17 protein-coding genes and 1 pseudogene are annotated in these 18124 nt (G+C 58.1%); 7 read left to right on the forward strand and 11 right to left on the reverse strand.

Annotated features, from left to right (window positions below):
- Positions 1-85: 85 nt before the first annotated feature.
- From gspF to gspG, 7 genes are all read right to left on the reverse strand, one after another.
- The gene (gene gspF / locus HU743_RS24450; protein WP_186651728.1) at positions 86-1297 is read right to left on the reverse strand and encodes a type II secretion system inner membrane protein GspF; all 1212 of its coding nucleotides are present in this window, start codon (positions 1295-1297) and stop codon (positions 86-88) included.
- The gene (gspE, locus tag HU743_RS24455; RefSeq protein ID WP_186651730.1) at positions 1297-2703 is read right to left on the reverse strand and encodes a type II secretion system ATPase GspE; all 1407 of its coding nucleotides are present in this window, start codon (positions 2701-2703) and stop codon (positions 1297-1299) included. The genes gspF and gspE overlap by 1 nt, the downstream gene beginning before the upstream one ends.
- A 187-nt stretch (positions 2704-2890) precedes the next feature.
- Positions 2891-5260: a type II secretion system secretin GspD gene (gene gspD, locus HU743_RS24460; protein ID WP_186651732.1), complete on the reverse strand. Its 2370-nt coding sequence runs from the start codon at positions 5258-5260 to the stop codon at positions 2891-2893.
- On the reverse strand, positions 5257-5805 hold the full coding sequence (gene gspM / locus HU743_RS24465; RefSeq protein WP_186651734.1) for a type II secretion system protein GspM: 549 nt from the start codon (positions 5803-5805) through the stop codon (positions 5257-5259). The genes gspD and gspM overlap by 4 nt, the downstream gene beginning before the upstream one ends.
- Positions 5798-6973, reverse strand: a complete 1176-nt coding sequence (gene gspL / locus HU743_RS24470) for a type II secretion system protein GspL (RefSeq protein ID WP_186651736.1) — start codon at positions 6971-6973, stop codon at positions 5798-5800. The genes gspM and gspL overlap by 8 nt, the downstream gene beginning before the upstream one ends.
- Positions 6970-7929 carry a type II secretion system minor pseudopilin GspK gene (gspK, locus tag HU743_RS24475; protein ID WP_186651738.1) on the reverse strand — a complete coding sequence of 320 codons (960 nt, stop codon included), beginning with the start codon at positions 7927-7929 and terminating at the stop codon, positions 6970-6972. The genes gspL and gspK overlap by 4 nt, the downstream gene beginning before the upstream one ends.
- 8 nt (positions 7930-7937) lie before the next feature.
- A complete protein-coding gene (gspG, locus tag HU743_RS24480) occupies positions 7938-8396 on the reverse strand; it encodes a type II secretion system major pseudopilin GspG (RefSeq protein WP_186620105.1) in 459 nt (152 codons plus the stop codon).
- 147 nt (positions 8397-8543) lie between these two features.
- On the opposite strand from gspG, the gene gspI reads away from it, so the two are divergent.
- The 3 genes from gspI to HU743_RS24495 all read left to right on the forward strand — a co-directional run bounded on the left by gspI (position 8544) and on the right by HU743_RS24495 (position 10823).
- A complete protein-coding gene (gspI, locus tag HU743_RS24485) occupies positions 8544-8930 on the forward strand; it encodes a type II secretion system minor pseudopilin GspI (protein WP_186651741.1) in 387 nt (128 codons plus the stop codon).
- 217 nt (positions 8931-9147) lie between these two features.
- Positions 9148-10251 (forward strand): hypothetical protein, encoded by a 1104-nt coding sequence (locus HU743_RS24490; protein WP_186651743.1) that lies wholly within the window; start codon positions 9148-9150, stop codon positions 10249-10251.
- 2 nt (positions 10252-10253) lie between these two features.
- Complete coding sequence (locus tag HU743_RS24495; RefSeq protein WP_159245424.1) at positions 10254-10823, forward strand: LemA family protein; 570 nt, start codon at positions 10254-10256, stop codon at positions 10821-10823.
- Between the two features lie 230 nt (positions 10824-11053).
- On the opposite strand, the pseudogene HU743_RS27265 reads toward HU743_RS24495, so the two are convergent.
- A pseudogene (locus tag HU743_RS27265) lies at positions 11054-11268 on the reverse strand (hypothetical protein); the annotation flags it as partial.
- Between the two features lie 316 nt (positions 11269-11584).
- Between HU743_RS27265 and HU743_RS24500 the strand changes: the two are divergent.
- Together HU743_RS24500 and HU743_RS24505 are read left to right on the forward strand one after the other, a co-directional pair.
- Positions 11585-12688, forward strand: a complete 1104-nt coding sequence (locus tag HU743_RS24500) for a hypothetical protein (protein WP_186651745.1) — start codon at positions 11585-11587, stop codon at positions 12686-12688.
- A gap of 3 nt (positions 12689-12691) precedes the next feature.
- Positions 12692-13261 (forward strand): LemA family protein, encoded by a 570-nt coding sequence (locus HU743_RS24505; RefSeq protein ID WP_186620120.1) that lies wholly within the window; start codon positions 12692-12694, stop codon positions 13259-13261.
- A 229-nt stretch (positions 13262-13490) separates the two neighbouring features.
- Here HU743_RS24505 and HU743_RS24510 read toward each other — a convergent pair whose 3' ends face one another.
- A complete protein-coding gene (locus tag HU743_RS24510; protein ID WP_186620121.1) occupies positions 13491-13850 on the reverse strand; it encodes a DUF6124 family protein in 360 nt (119 codons plus the stop codon).
- A 488-nt stretch (positions 13851-14338) separates the two neighbouring features.
- On the opposite strand from HU743_RS24510, the gene HU743_RS24515 reads away from it, so the two are divergent.
- Positions 14339-15685: a PBS lyase gene (locus tag HU743_RS24515; protein ID WP_186651747.1), complete on the forward strand. Its 1347-nt coding sequence runs from the start codon at positions 14339-14341 to the stop codon at positions 15683-15685.
- 220 nt (positions 15686-15905) lie between these two features.
- Here the strand turns inward: HU743_RS24515 and HU743_RS24520 are convergent, their stop codons facing one another.
- The gene (locus HU743_RS24520; protein WP_186651749.1) at positions 15906-16265 is read right to left on the reverse strand and encodes a DUF6124 family protein; all 360 of its coding nucleotides are present in this window, start codon (positions 16263-16265) and stop codon (positions 15906-15908) included.
- A 539-nt stretch (positions 16266-16804) separates the two neighbouring features.
- Between HU743_RS24520 and HU743_RS24525 the strand changes: the two genes are divergently transcribed.
- Positions 16805-17287 carry a GNAT family N-acetyltransferase gene (locus HU743_RS24525; RefSeq protein WP_186651751.1) on the forward strand — a complete coding sequence of 161 codons (483 nt, stop codon included), beginning with the start codon at positions 16805-16807 and terminating at the stop codon, positions 17285-17287.
- Between the two features lie 154 nt (positions 17288-17441).
- Here HU743_RS24525 and HU743_RS24530 read toward each other — a convergent pair whose 3' ends face one another.
- Complete coding sequence (locus HU743_RS24530; protein WP_186651753.1) at positions 17442-18050, reverse strand: hypothetical protein; 609 nt, start codon at positions 18048-18050, stop codon at positions 17442-17444.
- Between the last annotated feature and the right edge of the window lie 74 nt (positions 18051-18124).

Here is an 18124-nt window from a genome sequence, read left to right on the forward strand (position 1 = left end):
GGCTCACTCCTACAATTTGAAATGCATTCCCCTGTAGGAGTGAGCCTGCTCGCGATAGCGCCAGCCCAGCCACCACCCATTCGGCCTATTGCACGAGTTGGTTGATCTCAATAATCGGCAACAACACCGCCATCACAATCACCAGCACCACCCCACCCATCACCACAATCATCAGCGGCTCGAGCAGCGCGGTCATGCCCATCGCCCGCCGCTCGATATCCCGCGACAAGGTCTGCGCCGCCCGTTCGAGCATCGGCGGCAACGAGCCGGTTTTTTCGCCGCTGGCGATCAGGTGGATCAGCACTGGCGGGAACACATTTTCCACGCGCAACGCCGCCGCCAGATTCACCCCCTCGCGCACCTTGGCCGTGGCTTCGCTGACGCTCAGGCTCAAGCGGTCATTGGACAGCGTCTGCCGCGCTGCCTCCAGAGCGCGCAACAGCGGCACCCCGGCGCCGCCGAGAATCGCCAGGGTCGAGGCGAAGCGCGCGGTGTTCAAGCCGAGAATGAAACGCCCGAACAGCGGCAACTTCAGCACCCGGTGATGCCAGCTCAAACGCGCCGCCGGGTTGCGCAAATACAACCGCCAGCTCCAGAACGCCCCGGCCATGAGCGCCGCGCACAACCAACCCCACGCACGGATGAAATCACTGGCGGTGAGCATCGCCAACGTCAGACCGGGCAAATCCTGCCGCGCCTGGGAAAACGCACTGACCACCTGCGGCACCACATAGCTGAGCAGGAAAATCACAATGCCGATCGACACCAATCCTACGACTCCCGGATAGATGAACGCCGTGAGAATCTTGCCGCGCAGGTTGTTGCGCTCCTCGATGTAATCGGCCAGCCGCTCCATCACCTGGGCCAAGTCGCCGGACTCTTCCCCCGCCGCAATCAGCGCGCGGTAAATCTCGGGAAAATCCCGTGGCCGCGACGCCAGCGATTCAGCCAGACGCATGCCGCTGCGCACATCGGCACGCACCGCGCTGAGGGTGTGGGCGATGTGCTTTTTCTCGGCTTGCTCGACCGTTGCACTCAACGCGGCTTCAAGCGGCAGACTGGCGCCGAGCAGGCTCGCCAATTGGCGCGTGGCCCAGGCCAGATCGTTGTCCGACAGCCGCGCGCTGAACAAACCGCCGCCGCCCTGCCGAGCGACATTGCTTTCTTCGTGCACCGACAGCGCCGTCAGGCCACGTCCGCGCAAGGCACTGAACGCCGCGCTCTGGCTGTCGGCCTCAAGGTGCCCGGACTCAATTTTTCCGCTCGCGTCGGCGGCTTCAAAACGATAGCGATTCATCAGGCGTCCCGTGTCACGCGAAGGATTTCTTCCGGCGCGGTGGCACCGCTGCGAATCCAGCGCTCACCGTCCTCACGCAGGCTGAACATTCCTGCTTTGGCGGCAGCGGCGCGCAAAGCCTGCTCCCCTGCCCCTTGATGAATCAGCGTGCGGATGTCTTCGTCGATGCAGAACAATTCGTGAATGCCGGTGCGACCGCTGTAACCCGTTTGATTGCACGCCGCGCAGCCGACGGGACGCCATGTGCCGGGCGTGGCCGGGTCTTCCTGTTTGCATTGATTGCACAGGCGCCGCACCAGGCGCTGCGCAAGTACACCGAGCATCGATGAGGCCAGCAGAAACGGCTCAACGCCCATGTCGACCAGACGGTTGACCGCCGATACCGCATCGTTGGTGTGCAGCGTCGCCAGTACCAAATGTCCGGTGAGCGAAGCCTGCACAGCGATTTGTGCGGTTTCCAGATCGCGGATCTCGCCGATCATGATGATGTCCGGGTCCTGGCGCAGAATCGCCCGCAGCGCCAAGGCAAAGGTCATGTCGATCTTGGCATTGACCTGAATCTGGCTGATGCCCGGCAAATCGTATTCCACCGGGTCTTCCACGGTGAGGATATTGCTGGTGCTCGCGTCAAGTCGGGCCAGCGCGGCGTAGAGGCTGGTGGTCTTGCCGCTGCCGGTCGGGCCGGTGACCAGCACGATGCCGTGGGGCTGGCGGATCAGATGATCGAGTTTGGCCAGTACCTGCGCGTCCATGCCCAGGGTCTCCAGTTGCAGGCGTCCGGCCTGCTTGTCGAGCAGGCGCATCACCACGCGTTCGCCATGCCCGGTCGGCACCGTCGAGACGCGAATATCGATCGGTCGCCCCGCTACGCGCAAAGCGATGCGACCGTCCTGCGGCAAGCGTTTTTCGGCAATATCGAGCTGCGCCATGATCTTGATCCGCGACACCAGCGCACCGTGCAGGGCCTTGCGCGGCGAGACCACGTCACGCAGCGTGCCATCGACTCGGTAGCGCACCACCGAATGGGTTTCAAACGGCTCGATGTGAATGTCGCTGGCCTCGTCGCGCGCAGCCTGAGTCAGCAAGGCGTTGATCATGCGAATCACCGGCGCACCGTCCTGGGTGTCGAGCAGGTCGGTGATTTCTGGCATGTCCTGCATCAGGCGGTCGAGGTCGACTTCGTTCTCAGCGGCGCCCACCACCGCCGCCGCACTGCCGGTGTCGGCGTACGCGGCGGCGAGCAAACCGTCGAGTTCATCATCGCGCACCCGCTCGATCTGCGCCGCACCAAACTGCCGGCGCACCTCGCTGATCGACCAGCCGGGCGTCGACGGGCACACCGTCAGCACATCGTCGCGCAGCAGAATCCGCTGCGCTTTGGCCCAGGCATACGGCAACTTACTCACGAGACACCTCTCCTGCGGATCCGCGGCTGCACCTGATCCCTGTGGCGAGGGAGCTTGCTCCCGCTGGGGCTGCGCAGCAGACCCAACCCCTGCACACCGGGTTTCTCAGATACACTGAGTGCAGCGCAATTACGGCGGCTGCGCCCCCGAGCGGGAGCAAGCTCCCTCGCCACAATCATCATTCGACTCATAGGCGTGGCACTGCTTCAATCGGCACAGCCTTGATCGTTGCGCGCGGGCCTGAAGGCGGCACGCCCTGCGCCGACGTCGGCAATTGCGGCGCCTGCATGTCCGGCATCGCCCAACTGCGCTCTGGCTGTAACCGGCCTTGGGCGCGGCGCATGAAGTCGTAGCGGTTGAGGGTGATGCTGCGCCCCGCGTCGCTGTCGCGGATGATGTACGGGCGCAGAAACACCATCAGGTTGGTCTTGGTGGTCGCCCGGCGTTCGTTGCGAAACAGCGCGCCGATTCCCGGAATCGTCGACAGCCACGGCACCGCGTCGTTGCTCTGGCTGTAACCGTCCTGGAGCAAACCGCCAAGCACCATGATCTGGCCGTCGTCGAGCAGAATGCTGGTGTCGATCGCACGTTTGTTGGTGACGATGCCCGCCGAGGTCACGCTGTTGGACGCGCGCTCATCAATGCTGCTGACTTCCTGATAGATATCCAGCTTGACCGTGCCGCCCTCGGAAATCTGCGGACGCACATTGAGCTTCAGGCCCACCTCCTCGCGCGTCACAGTCTGGAACGGGTTGTTGCTGGTGCCCCCGCCGCCGGTGACGTAGCTGCCGCTGACAAACGGAATGGTCTGGCCGACAAAAATGCTCGCCGCTTCGTTGTCCAGCGTGAGCAGGTTCGGCGTCGACAGCACGTTGGTGCCGCCCTTGCTCTTCAGCGCCCGAGCCAACACTTTCAAATCCAGAATCTTGCCGATGCCGGGGATGTCGACGGTGCCGTTGACGTAACCGAGGTTCAACCCTTGAGGCAGTACGTCGATGCTGGTTTTACCATTGGTATTAAGACCCGAGCCGCCGAGATTGGCACCGCCGATCACGCCTTTGCCGCCAAGATTGCCGGTCTGCCATTGCACACCGAATTCGCTGGCATCGTCCTCGCCGACTTCGACGATCAAGCTCTCGATCACCACCTGCGCGCGGCGCTGGTCGAGCAAGTCGATGACTTCACGCAAGTTGCGATACAGCGGCTCCGGCGCAGAGATCAGCAACGTGTTGGTGGTGGCGTCGGCCTGAATCGTCACACCGCCAGCGCTGAAGGCAACGTTCTGTTCGCTGCTCTGCGTGCCACCACTGCTGGCCGTGCCGCCATTGCCCTGCGCATAGCTGCCGCCGGTTCCGCCGCTGCCAGTCGAGGTTGTCGTGCCAGTGCTCGGCGTGCTGCTCTGGCCGTTCTGCCCGGCATTGCCGCCGGTGCTGCTGCCCATCGCGCTGAGCACCGACCGCGCCGTGTCGCTGCTGCCGCTGTCACTTTCCCCGGTGAGCAAACCGCGCAAGGCTTGCGCCAGTTTCGCCGCCTGCGCATTGCGCAGATAGACCACGTGCAGATTGCTCGGATTGCTCTGCGCGTTGTCGAGCTTGTAGATCAGGTTGCGCGCCAGCTCGGTGCGCTCGGGGCTGCCGGCGCGAATGATGATGGTATTGGAACGCGGGTCGCCGATCACGGCGATTTTCTGCGTCGGGTCGTTGCCCGGCGCGTCGAGCAAGTCGGCGACCATCGGCGCGATGTCGGCGGCAATGCCGTTCTGGATCTGCACCACGTCAGTGTCGATGGCGCTCGGTGTGTCGATGCTTTCGATCAACTGCGCGACGCGGGTCAGGTTCTCGGCGTAATCGGTGATGACGATGGTGTTGTTGCCCGGGTAAGCGTTGATCGGATTGTTCGGCGAAACGATCGGACGCAGCACCGGAATCAGGTTCACCGCATTCTCGTATTGCAGGCGAAACGTGCGCGTGAGCATGCCGTTGCCGGCGGGTTTGTCGGCGCTGTAGATCGGCCCGCCAAGCAGTTTGGCATCGGCCTCGGGAACGACCTGAGCCACGCCGCCCACATCAACCACGCTGAAACCTTGCATGCGCAGCGCCGCGAGCAGCATGTCGTAGGCCTGCCGCGCTGGCACCTGACCTTCCGACACCAGCGTCAGCGTGCCCTTGACCCGTGGATCGACGAGAAATTGCTGCCCGGTGGCCCGCGACAATGCACGCACCACCGCCTGAATATCCGCCTCGACAAAATTCAGCGTCACCGGTTGCTCGCCCAACGGATTGCGGGCGACTGCGTTGCTCGGCGCCGCAGCACCACCGCGCCCACGCTGACTGATGTTGTGCAACTGCTTGGGCGCCGGTCGCGCCTGGGCCTGCGCCCGTTCGCGATCGGCCACCGCATCACCGCTGCGCTGGGTGTTGGCCAACGGCCGACCGAGTTCACTGTCGACCAGCAGCGGCGGCTGATTCTGCGGCGCCGTGGTGCTGTTGCACGCGCTCAACGCCATCAGCAACAACGGCAGCGCCAGACGTGCCGGTTTGCAGCGTGACTCCTTCATGAAGCTTCCTTAGCGCCCTGCGCCTGATCCATGCGAACGGTGCCTGACAATGTGCCGGCAGTGACTTCGGTCGAGGCTTCGCCGGCGCGTTGCAGGCGCGCCTCGACCACGTGCAGAGAAAGTTGCGACGGCGTGCTTAACAGCCAGTCGAGCACGGCATCGGCCGGTGCGGCATCGAAGGTCAGCTGCCACGCGCCGGCCTCCCCGGCCTGTAATTGATAGTGCTCGGTGAGGCCGCTGGCCTGCAGAGTCTGCTCCAGCGATTGCGCCACGCTTTGCCCGTCCGGGCGCACGCTGACTTCCCGCAGCAACACTTCCAGCGCTTCGGCCTGAGCGCGCAACTTGGGGGTTTCGGCTTGCCAATAAGCAATTTTCTTCAGCGGCGGCTGGATCAGCGCGACCCACAGCAACAGGCCCACCAGCGCTACGGCCATGCCGCCGACCATGCGTTTTTCCCGTGGCGCCAGCGGCTGCCAGCGGGCCTGCAACTGAGCGTTAAGCCGTTGCCACTTGGCGCGGTATGTCGCCAGCGTCGCCCTATTCATCTTCTGCTCCGCTGCTGTCGTCGTTTTCGCTTGGGGTGGCTTCATTGACCGGGCGCAACGTCCAGCCTGCTTCGTCGGCGGTGACGCTGATGCCGGCCTGCGCCAAGGTGCTTTGCCACGTCTGATCGTTACCGCCACGGCGCGCATCGCTGAGCAAACCGAGTTGCAACGTACCGTCGACAAACGCCAACCGCTCGACACTGCCGGCCATCGACGGTATGCCGCTGCCGGCCTGCAACACCAGACGGTTGAAGGTCTGCGCCGGATCATCCGCCGCGCCCTTCTGCCGCACGGCCAGTTGCTGACGGGCCTGCTGCAACGGGTTGAGAATCACCGGCAACTCCGGAAACACCTGCTTCACCCGCAGGCTCATCCGGGCTTTCAATTGCTGACCCTGACTGGCTTCGCGGGCGGCGTACAGGTTCAAACCGATCACCCACACCGCCACGGCCAACGCTGACAACCCGAGCGCCCGGCCCCAGCCGCGGTGCTCGGTGTTTTGTGTTTGCACCGCGCCATGCAGACCCCAGCCGGGAAGCGGCCCGGTCCAGCGCTGCGCATCGCTCATCGGCAGTTCGGCGCCCATCGGCGGATGATCACCGATCCAGTGCAGCGTGATGCCCGGCGCCCACATCACACCGTCGAGGCCGTCATCGAACAACGGCTGCACCCGCGCCACTTGCACGCTGTCGCGCAGCAGCAAATGCCCGTCCTGCACGCACGCCACGCTGCCGGGCAGCACCGGCAAACTGTAAGGGGCCGGGTAGAGACCGCGCAGCGTCAGCCCGGCCTGTTTGAGTAACTGAGCAAACCGCAGCAACTGCTGCCGAGGTGCCCAGGCAATTTGCACCTGCCCGGCCTCGTCCCGAGGGCTGTGTGCGATGTGCATCTCGCGACTGTCACCGAGCATCAAGGCCTGCGCCGCACACTGCACCGCCGCGACCATTTTGTTGGCTGGCAACGGCGGCACATCGAGACTCGCCAAGAGGCTGTCGGCCGGGTGGAGAAAACACAGCAGCGGCGCCGATTTCGACCGTTGCCCCAACTCACCCAGACTGAGCCGTTCTTCGCGGCTGACCTGGCCCTGACGATCCAGCCAGGCGCAGTTCAACCCGCTGTTCAAATCGAGTTCCGCCAGCGGCGGTAATGCAACCTTCAACTGGGTCATACCCCCACCCGCGACCAAATCACTTGCGGCAACCGGTCCTGACTACGATGCAACAACGCCTCAAGCCTGACCCGACGCTGATCCCGCCGCGCCTCGCCACGCAGGCGAAACCAGTCACTGGTGATGCCGACTTTTACGCTGGTCAACTCCAGTTGCGGCATGCGCAAGCGGTTGACGAAATCGCCACGGTTGATAAACCAGCGCCCGGCATCGCGCTCATTGATCAAGGCCTGCGCACGCTCCAGCGACAGCCCCGGCACGTAAGCGGCCAAGACTGGCGCGGTGGCGGTGTTGCCGTTGAGCCACGTCGTCGCAGGAATCACGGTCAGGTATGGCGCCAGTTTGCCCATCACCGCTTCATTTACCCCGTCGACACTGCGCAGATCATCAATGCTGCGCAGCATCGGCAGCGTCGGTTTTTGCGGTTTGCGTGAAGCGTCCGGCGAGGTGATTCGGCCACTGTCAAAACCGGCTTTTGATGTCTCGGCAATCTGCGGACTCAGCAATCGCGGGTAGGAAGCAATCACCCGTTGGCTGATGCGCTGGCTTAGCCCGGCGCTGACCCCGATCAACTCGCACAAACGCTGAAACGCCGCGACCTGCACCTCGTCGACCCGCTCGTTGGCCACCAGATTGCGCAAGTTGAACTTGCCCTGCTCATCCTCCAGCCGCCCCTCGAAACCCTGTGCGCTGAAACGCTGCGCCCAAGGCTGATCGAGCCGAGTCAGCGGATCGCGCAGACGCGCGTCCCAGAGCAATTGGCGGCTGATCTCCAGCCCACCCTGCACCACCCAACGCCCCTGAATCCGCTGCTGATCGGCCTCCAACGCACGGGTCGCCACACTCTGGCGCGTCAACATGCCCGCCGCGATCACCGCCACCACGGCCGCAATCAACAACGCGCTGATAATCGCCATGCCCTGTTGCTTCGCCCCATTGAGCGAACGCGTGTTCATCGCCAGCCTTACAGCTGCCAGGAACCGATATCGGCATTCACACCGTCGCCGTCAGGCTGACCGTCGGCACCGAGGGAAAAGATGTCGATCTCGCCGTTGGCGCCAGGATTGAGGTACTGATAAGGACGGCCCCACGGGTCATTCGGCAAACGCTCAAGGTACGAACGCCAGTTGCTGTTCTTCGCATCCGCCGGACGTTCAACCAGCACTTTCAAGCCCTGATTCATGCTCGGATACGTGCCGTGGTCGAGGCGATACAACTTCAACGCCTGCATCAACCCACCAATATCCTGCTTCGCCGCCGTCGCCCGCGCCTGATCCGGCCGGTCGAGCACCTTGGGCACCACCATCGCCGCCAAAATGCCCAGAATCACCACGACCACCATGATCTCGATCAGCGTAAAACCCTGCTGCCCGCGCGGCTTGCGCAGCGGTTGATGAAGCGGTGTGCACGGTGCGATATCCATCTCGACATTCCCTGACTTGATTCGATTTCGACGCGCAGTGTTGCAAGAAGATATGTCAGGGATGTTGAAAATCCTCGGGTGTTTTGGTCGTCAAGCCGTCAAGGACGGGGGTTAGCGTCAGGGGTTGTTTCTTGTCTTGAGACTTTGATGCGCCCGCGTAATGGAGAAGCAGGATTCACCCTGATTGAAGTGCTGGTCGCACTGGCGATTATTGCCGTGGCGATGTCGGCGGCTGTGCGCGTGGCGGGGTTGATGACGCAGAGTAATGGGGTGTTGCGGGATCGCTCGATTGCGTTGATTGCGGCGCAGAGTCGGATGGCTGAGCTACGTCTGGAAGCCCGATTGCCGAATGGGATGAAGGCTGTTGAATGTGATCAAGGAAGATTGTTGTTGCGCTGCGAACAGTTGATCGCCAGCGCAGAAAACGGACGACTGCTCAAGATCGGCATCCAAGTATTCGACCGCAACCAGGATGCGCCGCCGTTGGCCAGACTGGAGACCCTGTTGTCACGGCCGGGAAGCCCCTCACCCTAGCTCTCTCCCGAGGGAGAGGGCTGGGGTGAGGGTAGCTTTTATCCCCCTCCCAGAAGAAACATTTCCAAATACTGAGACAGGCCAGAAGCCATCATTGCCCTGACAATGCTATCGTCCCCTCCTTTTTCAAATTTCTGACAGATTATGAATAGCACCGAATCCTCAATCCGGGCGGCTGCTCCCGCGCCAGGCATCCCTGAATCAATGGATACCTGACATGCCCAACACGTCGCAGAACGCGAGATTAAAAAAGTTGCTGGCTGTGAGCGAGGCCAGTGTTGAAAGCGCCGAATCCAAGACCGACCTATTGAACGTGATCCAAGAGTTCGCCTCGTACAATGGCCCGCTCGAATTCGATCGCACACGCGCATGGTGGTTTTTCGGCACTGGCCTGTTATTGATTGCAAGCACTGTGGCCCTCTACTGGTTTGAGAACACCTACAGCGTCGTTTATTTTTTTTACCGGCTGCAACTTGATCCCGACTTTTACGCCATGGTGCCTAGTTTGCTCGGCCTGGTGATTGTCGTTTGGAGTCTGGCATGGATGAAATCCAAATCTGGTCGCTTGCCTTCGCTCAGCAGCAGAATTGCTCAACTGTCGTCCTTCTTTCACAACGGTTTGATCTTCCTGGAAGAAGATTCGGACCGAACCCTCAACAGGCTGGATGCGCAATTTGGTGATTACAGCCGGGGCAGCTACAGCCGCAAGTTGGTTGAATCGATTCAGGGTGTATTCACCGGCACGCTGCGCAAAGTCCCGTACACGTACCGCCAGTTGCACTACGTCAACAGACGCACGGTGCACACCACGGTGACCGACAAAGATGGAAACAAAAGAACGGAGACGCGCGTGGTGTACGACCACTACGACCGATACAGCCTGGTCATCGACTTTCCATGGGTGACCGGTATATCCGTCAGATCTGATGATCAGTCAGAGAACGACTATTCGTGGCCCATGGACACGGCTTCTCTGGATTTCAACAAAGCATTCCGGTTGACGGGCCAGAGCGAGATACTCTGTGCAAAATTCATCAAGCCTTCGACAGTGCTGCACTTGCTGAAGCTATTCGACATTCTCCATCGTCCCAACCTGGAGTTCTCCGACAACGGAAAACTCTGCCTCAGCTTTGCAAACAACGACCTGTTCACGTTCGGTACGGAGTATTCGCTGACTTCACTCAACGAGTTTTACGCAGAAATTGATGCCGGTATCGAACTGCCGCGCCTGATGTCTGTGCTCCAATGGAGCCACGAGCTCAGTGAGCTGCACGATGACAACTTCAGCTCCCTTCCCCCTGTAAACCGCCAAGAGAAATAAGCATGGACATTGCACTCATCCTCGTCGCTGTTATCGCTGTCGTCATCGTCATAGTGGGCTTCAGCATCTACAACGGCATCATCGGGGGCCACAATCGAGTACAACGCGCCTGGTCGGACGTTCTCGTTTACGAACGCCAGAAGACCAAAGTGCTCGACCAGCTTCAAAAGGTGCTTGGAGACTTTATGGTTTATGAAGCCAGTCTCCTGGAAAAAATCACCGGCCTGCGCAGCGCGATCAACGCCCTCCCCGCCGGCGCAAACGGCAATGCCCTCGCGACCGTTGAAACCGCCTCGCGGGAGCTGATGGGTGGCTTGCGCATCGCTTTCGAAGCCTACCCTGACCTCAAAGCATCAGAAGCGGCGAACAACATGATGCGTGAAATTGCCGAACAACAAGAGAACGTCGGCGCAGCCATCACCATCTACAACCGCAACGTCGAATTGTTCAACAACTCCATCGAAATGTTCCCAGGCTCGGTCGTCAATGGCCTGTTCAACAAGAAAACTCGCGTAACACCGTTCTCGGACACCGAAGCTTCGCAAGGTTTCTCTTACACACCGAATATCTGAACTGAGTCATGCGCCAAACCCATCACCCCCAAGGGTGATGGCTGACCACCTCTCTACTTAACCGAATCTATCGCTGATTTTACCAAGCTCGACGCTGAAAGCAGAAAAGGTGGGGATCCCAGCCTAGTCTACGACTCTGTAATCAGCACTAACCCCTGTGGGAGCGAGCCTGCTCGCGAAAGCGCCAGAACAAACACCCGATCAACCGACAGGTGTTCCCAGCCTTCGCATCAACCCGAAAATTCCCGATTATCCAACGCCCGATTCACCGCCAACTCTCCTAGCATGATCAACTGCGCAATCCCCAACAACGCCCGGCGCTGCGACGGGGGGCAACAGACTTGAAATGCCCTGAGCAAGAGTGTTGGGCGAAACGAGTGTTTCAATGGCATCAGCCGACAGGCCTTCGTTTTTTGCTATCCGCAGTCACCGCATACATCCCACGGGCTGTAACGCAACTTTCATTGCGCAATGACCGAACGCCGATTGCCCGTCGAATACCGATCATTTCCAGAGGCGGATATTGGCCAGAAGCAGTCTCCGCATGACAATGGTATTGTCCACTCCTTTCCCATACTTTTGACAGATATGAATAAATCCGAATTTTCAGTCCGGGCCACTGCTCGCGCACCTAGCGCCCCTGAATTACTAACTCTTCCATCTGAATCCGAATACCTCGGGCCTGCGGGAAACCTAGAACCAAGAAGCCATTCCTATTCTTGTGCGAGCTTTCTACCTTGCTCTCGTTGATGGATGTCTACATGCCCAACACTTCGCAGAACGCGAGATTAGATAAGTTGCTGACTGCGAGCGAAGCCAGTGTAGAAAGGGCTGAGTCCAACACCGACTTATTGAAGGTGATCCAAGAGTTCGCCTCGTACAATGGCCCGCTCGAATTCGATCGCACACACGCATGGTGGTTATTCGGCGCTAGCCTGTTATTGATCGCGAGCGCTGTGGCCCTTCATTGGGTTGGGAAGATCTATAGCGTCGCTCAGTTCTTTCACCGGTTGGAAATTAATCCCTACTCGTTCGGCATGAGCGCTGGTTTGCTTGGCATCGTGATTGCCGTTTGGAGTCTCAAATGGATGACATCCAAATCCGATCGGTTGCCTTCGCTCAGTAAGACAATTGCTCGACGGTCATCCTGCTTCCACAACGAACTGACTTTCTTGAAAGAAGACTCGACCACGACCCTTAAGAAGCTGGACGAGGAATTTGGTGATTACCGCCGGGGCGACTACAGCCGCGAGCTGGTCGAGTCGATCCAGGGTGCATTTACCGGCACGTTGCGCAAGCTCCCTTACACGTACCGCCAGCTGCACTTTGTTAATCAACGAGAGATGCTTACCACGGTTACGGACGAAAAGGGCAATACCAAAACGGAAACTCGGGTCATCCATGACCACTACGACCGGTACAGTTTGGTCATCGACTTTCCCTGGGTCTCCGGAATATCTATCAGATCTGATTTCCAGACAGAAAATGACTATTCGCAGCCCATGGACACGGCTTCTCCCGATTTCAACAAAGCGTTCCGTTTAACCGGTCGCAACGAAATGCTCTGTGCGAAATTCATCAAGCCGTCGACGGTGCTCCATTTGCTGAAGCTATTCGACCTCCTCGATAGTCCGAACCTGGAGTTCTCCGACAGTGGAAAGCTCTGCCTCAGCTTCGAGAGCAGCGACCTGTTCGCGTACGGTGCTCAGTATTCGCTGTCTTCACCCAACTATTTTCACGCTGAAATTGCTGCCGGTATCGAGCTGCCGCGCCTGATGTCTGCGCTCCAATGGAGCCATGAACTCAGTGAACTGCACGATGACAACTTCAGCTCCCTTCCCCCTACAAACCGCCAAGAGAAGTAAGCCATGGACATTGCACTCATCCTTGCCGCTGTTAGCGCTGGCGCCATTATCATAGTGGGCTTCAGCGTCTATAACGGCATCATCGGGGGACACAACCGAGTACAACGTGCCTGGTCGGATGTCCTCGTTTACGAACGCCAGAAGACCAAAGTACTCGACCAGCTTCAAAAGGTACTTGGAGACTTCATGGTTTATGAAGCCAGCCTCCTCGAAAAAATCATCGGTCTGCGCAGCGCAATCAACGCCCTTCCTGCTGACGCGAACGGCGGTTCCCTCGCCACCGTTGAAACCGCCTCGCGGGAGCTGATGGGTGGCTTGCGCATCGCTTTCGAAGCCTACCCTGACCTCAAAGCATCAGAAGCGGCGAACAACATGATGCGTGAAATTGCCGAACAACAAGAGAACGTCGGCGCAGCCATCACCATCTACAACCGCAACGTCGAATTGTTCAACAACTCCATCGAAATGTTCCCAGGCTCGGTCGTCAATGGCCTGTTCAACAAGAAAACTCGCGTAACACCGTTCTCCGATACCGAAGCTTCGCAAGGTTTCTCTTACACACCGAATATCTGAACTGAGTCATGCGCCAAACCATCACCCCCAAGGGTGATGGCTGACCACCTCTCTACTTAATCGAATCCATCACTGATTTTGCCAAGCTCGACGCCGAAAGCAGAAAAGGTGGGGATCTCAGCCTAGTCTACGACTCTGTAATCAGCACAAACCCCTGTGGGAGCGAGCCTACTCGCGAAAGCGCCAGCCCAAACGACAAATCAACCCGCTGGCGCCCCCGCACATCACATCACCCCGCCACCTCCAAATTATCCATCACCCGATTCACCGCCAGCTCCCCCAGCATGATCAGTTGAGCAACCCCCAACAACGCCCGCCGCTGCGGCGCTGGCAACAGACTGGAAATGTCCTGAGCAATCGTCTTCGCCGAAGCAAGCGTTTCACTGGCATCGGCCAGCAGTTCTTCGTTTTTGGTATCCGCAGTCACCGCATACATCCCACGGGCCTTACGCGGGGCAGGCAGGAGATTGGGTGGAGTCAGGTAATGATCGAGCGCACGGTCGGCGGCTTCGTGGAGTTTGTTTGAATCGAGGGATTCGTAAGGGGATGTGGGATCGGTTTCGGGTGGGTTGGGTGTTGGTTTGATCATGGTGACACTCCTTGATTATTGGAGCCGCCACGTTTCGCTGCGAAACGAAGAGAGGTGGCAGCTGTACGCAGGTTCGCAGACCGGGAATCAAGGCACCCGGCATACCCGAAGGTATCCCGCGCACAGCCGCCATAAAGCACCATTGCCAAAAATGGCAACGAACTGGAGCGCTGTGCGCCTTGATTGATCCGGGCTGCGAAACCCGATCGCTGATACGTCAGCGACCGCAACACGATAGAACCCGCCCTCAAAGCGCACAAGCCGGCGGATTCTGGCTTAGCTGTAGGCAATGGCGCAAGGATGTGTAGCCTGGGAGCGTGACTGGAGATGTCTTTTTAAACACTGGTGTTTATCAAGATCGTACTGCGCGCCCCTCCCCCTAAATGGATTCGTCTCCTGCCAGAGCATTTTGCTCGCGAGAGCAAGTCGCGTAGCCTGCCGGCCTCGTGCAAACAATATGCCCCCGCAAGGAAGCACAGGACTGCCCCATGAACACAACACAAGACTGGCTGGCTCGGCTATCACGCAAGCAAGGACAGCCTTCCACTTATGAGGACTATCGGCGCAACGAGGCGCTGGAGATACTCGCCCGCTTTGGAAACACCGGCACATGGGCAGACGTGAGCAATCACTCCAACGGTTTCGTACGGGAAGTCGCTGTGCGAGAACTGTGCAGGCAGCCTTCCGCTGAAGCGTTAACCGTGTTGATCGAACGTCTGAACGATTGGGTGCCTCAGGTTCGCGACTTGGCAGCCCAAGGACTGAAACACTACCTGTCACCTGCTCATACCCAGGCATGGTTGTCCGCACTTGGACCCTTGATGGCATTGGCTGCGCAACGCAGGGTCGACCACGGGCAAACTGTGTCGACAGTACGCGCCATGTTGCAATCCGCGGATTGCCGGGATGAGGTGTACGCCGACTTTTTAGATCGCCAGAGCAAAGCCGCGCGTTACCTATTTACGCTTTTGCTGGAAAGCGCCGAGGTTCCAGAAGCGCTGATACGCAACGCTCTGGCTCATCGCGAGTCGACGGTACGGTTGATGGCGGTGTCGGCGAGTCTGACATTGCCGGCGACCCAAAGTCTGCCGTTGCTCCGTGAAGCCATGTCGAGGCCCGGTGCGAAGATCCGCGTACGCGTGCTTTACGCGCTGCTACCGCTGCTTTCAGATCCAAAACCTGTACTGCGCGAAGCGTTGATAGATGCTTCACCGGCAGTACGCAATCTGGCGCTTTGGGCTGCGTCTCGTAACGATGTTGATGCTCATGCAGTCCTGACCGAACGTTTAAGTCAGCCTTTGCCCACATCGAAACAACATTGGCTGGGCGTGCTCGGGCTCGCTACAGAACTGGCTGTCGATTTGCCAGAGCGATGGCATACACCCGCGCTGCGCTCGACCTATGTGACGGTGCGACAGGCAGCAACGCGCTTGCTTCGCGATGATCAACTGCCTGAGCTGTTCGAAGCGCTCGATGATCCATCGGAGAAAGTATTTGCGGTGGCGGGTGCTCAACTGGACAAAGTATTGTGGCCTTTACTGCGCATCGGATTGATGACCAAACTCGATAGAGACTGGCACGAACTAACGTCAAAGCGACGCAGCGCCATTTTTGGCCTGGTCCCAACATGGCAACAACTTGGCTACCTGTTGGAGCGCCTCGACACCGGGCACGCCGGACAAACTTATTGGCTCGGCCAAATCGATGCGTGGTGTGACAGGCAGTATCTCGTTGTCGATCCGGTAACTCCCAAGACCGATCGCGCAGCATGGCAAGAAAAACTTCGTGAATTAACGGCAAACGGGCAGATCCGCTGGGGTACGCGTTTGTCGTGACTCGGTTCAACAGGCCGATCGCAGCCATCGGCAGCGCCTAAACGGATAACTTCGTTCACATGGCCGCGCAGGTGCCGTCGCCATTGCTGCCAGCAAGCTCCCAAAGGTTCAACGTCGTACGTAATATCTGTGATCAACATAAAACCCTGTGGGAGCGAGCCTGCTCGCGAAAGCGCCAGAACCAACACCAAATCAGCCCCTGGCGCCCCGAACACCTAGATCAACCCGGCAACTCAAGATTATTCAGCGCCCGATTCACCGCCAACTCCCCCAACATGATCAGTTGCGCAACCCCCAACAACGCCCGACGCTGCGGCGCCGGCAACAGACTGGAAATGTCCTGAGCAATCGTCTTCGCCGAAGCAAGCGTTTCACTGGCATCGGCCAGCAGTTCTTCATTCTTGGTATCCGCCGTTACCGCATACATTCCACGGGCCTTACGTGGCGGGGGCAGGAGATTGGGTGGCGAGAGGTAATGATCGAGCGCACGGTCAGCGGCTTCGTGGAGCTTGTTTGAATCGAGGGATTCGTAGGGAGACGTGGGATCGGTTTCGGGCGGGTTGGGTGTTGGTTTGATCATGAGTGAATCTCCAAATCATAGAAAAGGAGCCATCATCTTTTCGCTACCAAACGAAGGGGTGGTGGCCATACGAAGGTTGGTAGACCGGTGACTTGGAGAACCGGCGCGCCCGAAGACGCCCTGCGCATGGCCACCATAAAGACGCAGCGCCAAGAAGGACTGAATCGGGTGACGCTATGCGCCAAGTCTAAGCCGGGCTACCAAACCCGATCGCTGATTCGTCAGCGACCCGACCACAATAGAACCCACCCCCAAGGCGCACAAGCCGGCGGATTCTGGCGTAGCTGTAGGCAAAGGCGCAAGGATATGTAGCCTGAGAGCGTGACCGGAGATGTCTTTTTAAACATTGGCGTTTAGCGAACTCCTGAGTGGGTCTCGGATCCCACGGCAGATCCGTCCCGTTGCCCCAACAGACGAAAGCGTCCGGTGAACACATCGTCCTGAAGCTGATGCCATCGCCTCCATTGAACCGAGACAGCAGTGGTGATGCGGATTCTGTTTTCTATAATGACTGACCGGCTATGTTTAGGGTGCTTGAAATGCCAGCCTCCGCTGATCAAAATTCCGCTGTCGTTTTATGCGCAGCTTCCAATAACGACTTGGAAGATCTGGTGGCCACCAGGATTGAGGCCATGCGCGAGAGTCTTGAACGGCTTGGACGATTTAACCCGGATCGTGCGCGTGAACGATTTCTTGCTGGGTTCGACGCTAACAGCACACGCCGCATAGAAGTATCAGGTGATCTGGTCGGTTTTGTCGTAATCAAAGACCACCAGAGCGAGCTTCTGCTTGACCACTTGTATGTAATACCCAGTGCTCAAGGAGCAGGAATCGGCTCTGAAGTTCTTACTTGGATTTTCAGAGAGGCTGATGAGATCGGGCGTCCCATCAAGGTTGGAGCTCTCAAAGAAAGCGCCTCAAATCGTTTTTACACTCGCCATGGCTTTGTGTTCGTAGAAAGCGGTGAATTCGATAACTATTATGTTCGGGCTAACGGTAATGCCGTTAAGTTCGATGACTAGGCAGATCTTGAGACGTCGCCCCGTCAGATGTTGTACCGTTAGATGAACAAAGGGGATTGATCTATTTTCTGGAAAATAAATCTACCCCCTTTTTACTCAACAAAAGGGGAGACTTTTTTTTGTGAAAATAATTCAACCCCCTTAGTTGATAAATCTAATTCCGTGATTGCGAATCAGGTCTGGTCTTAGGTCTAGATCGGCGTCTTCTACGCTTCGGCTTCCTTCCTTGCTCCGATGCAGCAAGAATCGCAGGACCTTTTCCAACAAACTTGTCAACTACAAACACAACCAACAACGAGACTGCAACCGCAAATATCAGAAGTTGATACATAAAACTATAGTCATGAAAATGCTTGTATACTCCTCCCAAAGGAACCATCGCGTCAATATCAACAGTACCTTCCGAGTATTTTATAAAAGAATTATCACCACGAGAGTAATAATAATCAGAAGTCCAGAAATACACCACCTTGGTTGAGCGCGGTGGAATCTCTCCCAATTCAACAGGCTCTTTACCCACGACTCTAACGGACTTATTAGCGCCATCAACTAGCGCAACTCCACTCAGTGAATTTACAAGAGCGACGTTCGTCGCAGCCTTGTTACCAGAGTTATCAATTTTGTAAACGAGAAATGTCCGAGCATCAAAATTGAAGCTGTGCTTAGTATTAAGTGCTTGCTCTCTGAGCAAATTAGCCACCAAGGAAATTTGCGGCCCCGTAAAGTTTTGAGCTTTAACACCTCCTACTTTTCTGCAAATCATCCTCAATTTCTAAATTACTTTTCAACTCTTCATCAATATATGTTTGAATGCTTGGATGAGACTTGTAAATGCTC

The sequence above is a fragment of the Pseudomonas sp. SWRI99 genome (assembly GCF_014270125.1).
Taxonomy (GTDB): Bacteria; Pseudomonadota; Gammaproteobacteria; order Pseudomonadales; family Pseudomonadaceae; genus Aquipseudomonas; species Aquipseudomonas hamedanensis.